This window comes from Leuconostoc gelidum subsp. gelidum KCTC 3527, assembly GCF_000166715.1.
In the GTDB taxonomy this organism is placed as follows: Bacteria; Bacillota; Bacilli; order Lactobacillales; family Lactobacillaceae; genus Leuconostoc; species Leuconostoc gelidum.
In genome coordinates, this window is sequence record NZ_AEMI01000023.1 from 1 (window position 1) to 4,366 (window position 4,366).

Here is a 4,366-nt window from a genome sequence, read left to right on the forward strand (position 1 = left end):
TTTTCTGCCGGCACAAAGAGCAAAGACAGATACAAAAAAATAAAGCGTGGGAATACGTCTTAGACCGTATTCGACAAGCTAATAAAGATAATCGACAGTTAGAATTTACAGCTACAATTGATTTGAATAACGAGTTTATTTACGAAAAATATCGAGATAAAGTCATTTTTCAATATGATTTAAAAGAGTTTCAAAATGCTGGTTATTCAAAGAAAATTTCTCGCTTACAAGCCAATGCTGATGATAACGAAAAGATGCTGAATGCGGTATTGTTATCACAATATCGTAAGCACATGGCGACCCAGGCGGGTGTACGAGATTTTAAGCCAGTTATTTTATTTAAATCAAATAAAATTGACGTTTCAAAAGCGGCGCGTGATCAATTTTTGACGCTGCTGGATCAATTAACTACTGAAGATCTGGCGCAATTTATTGCAAAACAACGCCAAACCACGCAATCATCTACTTTGCGCCAAGCCTATACGCATTATCAAACAATTGATGTGGGGAGATTGGTACGTGAATTGCAACGCGATTTTCAACCAATGAATATAATTAATGTTAATGATACGAGTAGCAATGGTATTTTAGGTGACTTAAATGATTTGCGTAATTTAAATACCTTAGAAGAACCAAGCAATCCATTTAGAGCTATTTTCGCAGTCGCCAAGCTTTCTGAAGGTTGGGATGTCTTAAATTTGTATGATATTGTCCGCATTGGAGAGCAACCCATTACGTCAACACAAACCAATAGTGAGGCGCAATTAATTGGCCGTGGTGCGCGCTACAATCCCTTTGTCTATGATAAGGCAACATCGTTTACGCGACGGTTTGACCATAGCACGCCAGAATTACAGATATTAGAGTCCTTACACTATCACACGATTAATGATAAAAAATATATTGATAATCTGACCCAATCTTTTGAAGCAATGCAGCTCCAAGTTGAAGATGATAAAGACTTTGATATTTTAACCACGACAGTTAAAGCGTCCTTTAAGCGTTCCGATGTCTATCAATATGGCAAGCTGTATTACAATGACGTCGAAGATGTCCCTGAGAGTGAATACAATGGGTTGGCAAAATACGGTGTTCCCGTTGCGGAACTACCTACCGTCAATATTGAGACGGCAACCCTAGAAGCAACTGCCTTTGATACACAAAATGTTGCTGGTATGAATGAGACACGACTGGTAAAGATTGATGATGCCCTCGTAAAAAAAGCAATGGCACGGAATCCTTTCTTCAGATTCAATACCATGAAAAAATATATGCCGACGCTAAATTCTATCTCGGAATTTATGTATGAGGCACAGTGGTTGGGGCAAATAAAAGAAATCCAAGCAACGGTATCGACGGGTTCAGATGCAGTGCTTAGTCGAGAAACACAGCTATTAGTTGTTGAAAAATATCTAGCCTATATTCAGCGCATGTTAGTCATGAACTATAAGCGCCAACGTGGGACCAATAAATTTATTGGATTACCAATTAAAGAAGCTGTTCAGGACTATCAAAAGCGTGTCCCAGTTAACTATTCTGATGCTGGGGTTCATGAGTTAATTCAAACCTATGACTATAAAAAGGCACCTTGGTTTGTCTATAATGAGGCTATTGTCGATAAATTGGAACGTAGTTTAATTGAACTGATACAAGGCTATGTCGAAGAGCTGCAAAACAAGTATAAAGATGTTTACCTCATTCGTAGTGATGAGCGTAATACTAAGCTAAAATTGCATGAATTTGCTGGAGATGTGTCTCACTATGCTGGTTTCTTACCGGACTTTGTCCTGTATTTAGCTAACGAGTCTTACATTTATCAGATTTATATTGAACCCAAGGGAACCCAATTACTGGATCAAGACCAATGGAAAGAGGACTTGTTAACGAGTATTTCTCCTGAGAGTGTCGATGTTATTGGCGAAAATGATAAGGTAAAGTTATATGGTGTTAAATTTTATGTTGCTGGTGATAATCGAAAAATTCGTAAAACAATCTATAATATTTACCAACAATAAGTATTCACATATTGGGAGATGAGAAATGAAAAAAGGAAAATCTGTTAATGGGTTAATGAAACACATTAGAAATCAACATGAGATATCCATTTCTGGCACTAAAGACAAGCAAAAACTTTTAGAAATGGGTTACTATCATGGATATAAATCATATAAATATATAGGAAATGTAAATAGTACCCTAGGTTTCAAAAAATTTAGTCAGATTAATGCATTATATGAGTTCGATAATAGTCTCAAACACATCTTTTACCCAGTAGTTATGAACTTTGAGACATCTTTAAAGAATTTAGTGTTGGATATTATTGTTACTGATTCTTCTCCGTATATGAACGATGTATATGTAGAGCACTTAAATCGACATAAAATATTATCTCGTGAATTGGAGACTACTAGGGCGACTGGTAATAATCTGAAACGTTTAAGGAACGCTAAAAAAAATTCTGAACAAGCGTTTTTGAGAATAAAATCCAATGTAGCGAAACAAGTTTCCTACAATTATAAAAGAGATGTAGTTTCACACTACATACAAAACGGAGAAGATTTCCCTGTTTGGGCGATATTTGAGTTAATAATGTTGGGAGATTTTGGTGACTTTATTGGGCAATTAAATACAACCGATGAACTAACGCTGTTGGGCCGTTTAGAACTTAACGAGCCCAGAAATATAGAAGCTAATATAGACTTACTACAGGGATACATTTACTTAATTAAAGATCTCAGAAATGCGGTAGCTCATAATTCTATAGTTTTCGACACACGATTTAAATCATCATTACCATCTAGTTCTATTAAACAGCAAATTAAATATGCATTTAATTTGGAAGCAGAACCTAATTTCAATAGTATTATTGATTATGTTTCTGTATTGCTATTTTTTATGAAACGTTTCAACTATAGTCTTAAAGCAAGAAGAAAATTTATTTCTGAAATAAAGCTCAGCCTTGAAAAGACGTGTCAGTCTGTATCTGATGAAACAATGGAATTGATAGTACCAAATTGGAAAAAACATATTGAAATGATAAGTAAGAGCGTTTGATTTTGGCAAACATAATATAGTATAATAGAGCATAATTAATAGAGGTACATTAGCTGCGGCGTGTACAACAAAAAGAGGAGATTTGTTGTCTTCTCTTTTTTAATTCCAAAAGGGACCATAATTATATAATCGCCCCTAAAAAATACTATTAAAACAGCCCCCATTATCTACCGGTTAGATAATGGGGGCTGTTTTTTTGTTAAGTGATATAATAAACCATAAAAGCAGTTTAGAAATACGGTCCTGGTCATCAATAAATAAACAATTTAATTATTTATTTAATTTCAGAAAGGTATATATGAATCATGGCGCAACAAATTGTCCTACCCATCAAAGACTCCAACGTCTTAAAGATGGTACAAGATACACTTCTCGATAGTTTCCGTGCTGGTCGCCGAAATTACACCGTTTTTCAAGTTGGTAAGGCCACGCTACTACGTGTGAGTGATGTCATGACATTAAAAAAATCAGATGTCTATAATCCAGACGGCTCTGTCAAAAATACAGCCTTTATTCATGATAAAAAGACCGGTAAAGCAAACACGTTATATTTAAAGCCTGTTCAGCAAGACTTGTTGCAATATCATGATTGGTTGGTCCAAGAAAATATCAATTCTGAGTGGTTATTTCCCTCGATAGCCCATCATGATCGCCATATCACCGAGAAACAGTTTTATAAAGTGATGGCGCGTGTTGGTGATCTACTAGGCATCAACTATTTAGGCACGCACACTATGCGTAAAACAGGTGCTTATCGCGTCTATACACAATCAAACTACAACATTGGCTTAGTCATGCATTTATTGAATCACTCAAGTGAAGCCATGACACTGACTTATCTTGGGTTAGACCAAGCTAGTCGCGAAACGATGTTAGATCAAATTGATTTTGGTTAACCTGTTTATCTACATCTGTAACAGTAGTTATAATAAAATATGGATTTTATTTGTGTTACATTTAATCTTAAATGATAATATGTTTGGGGAATGGCGATGTATATTAGTAAATTGGTTATTAATAATTTTAAAGGCTATAAAGGGAAACATACCTTTAGCTTCAAAAAAGGCGTGAACTATTTATCAGGTTCAAATAATGTTGGCAAATCAAGTATTCTTGATGCGATAGAATGCGTGTTCGGTAATAAAAAATCTACTATTTCTGATTTTAGAAATACTTCAATCGACCCTTCTGAAGAGGTTTCTATTGAGATTACACTTACATCTGATAGTGTTTTGCCAGATTTAATAGATAATATAATAGACAACAGATCAATCAGTACAAAAATCAAAGATCGTATACAACATACTTATAA

Annotated in this window: 4 protein-coding genes; all 4 read left to right on the plus strand. The window is 35.0% G+C overall.

All coding sequences use genetic code 11. The features are described 5' to 3' along the window. Positions 1-2,015 (plus strand): DEAD/DEAH box helicase family protein (locus tag EUI_RS10125; RefSeq protein ID WP_010017102.1); only part of this gene is annotated, 2,015 nt, incomplete at its 5' end. Between the two features lie 25 nt (positions 2,016-2,040). After that, on the plus strand, positions 2,041-3,054 hold the full coding sequence (locus EUI_RS10240) for an Abi family protein (RefSeq protein ID WP_010017103.1): 1,014 nt from the start codon (positions 2,041-2,043) through the stop codon (positions 3,052-3,054). Between the two features lie 305 nt (positions 3,055-3,359). Continuing rightward, positions 3,360-3,950, plus strand: a complete 591-nt coding sequence (locus EUI_RS0107105; RefSeq protein ID WP_010017104.1) for a site-specific integrase — start codon at positions 3,360-3,362, stop codon at positions 3,948-3,950. A 96-nt stretch (positions 3,951-4,046) separates the two neighbouring features. Further along, positions 4,047-4,366: AAA family ATPase (locus EUI_RS10135; protein ID WP_010017105.1), on the plus strand; the 320-nt coding region annotated here is incomplete at its 3' end.

Bases quoted from the DNA above. Each gene is read 5' to 3' on its own strand.
- EUI_RS10240 (WP_010017103.1), top strand. From the start codon at position 2,041: ATGAAAAAAGGAAAATCTGTTAATGGGTTAATGAAACACATTAGAAAT.
- EUI_RS0107105 (WP_010017104.1), top strand. From the start codon at position 3,360: ATGGCGCAACAAATTGTCCTACCCATCAAAGACTCCAACGTCTTAAAG.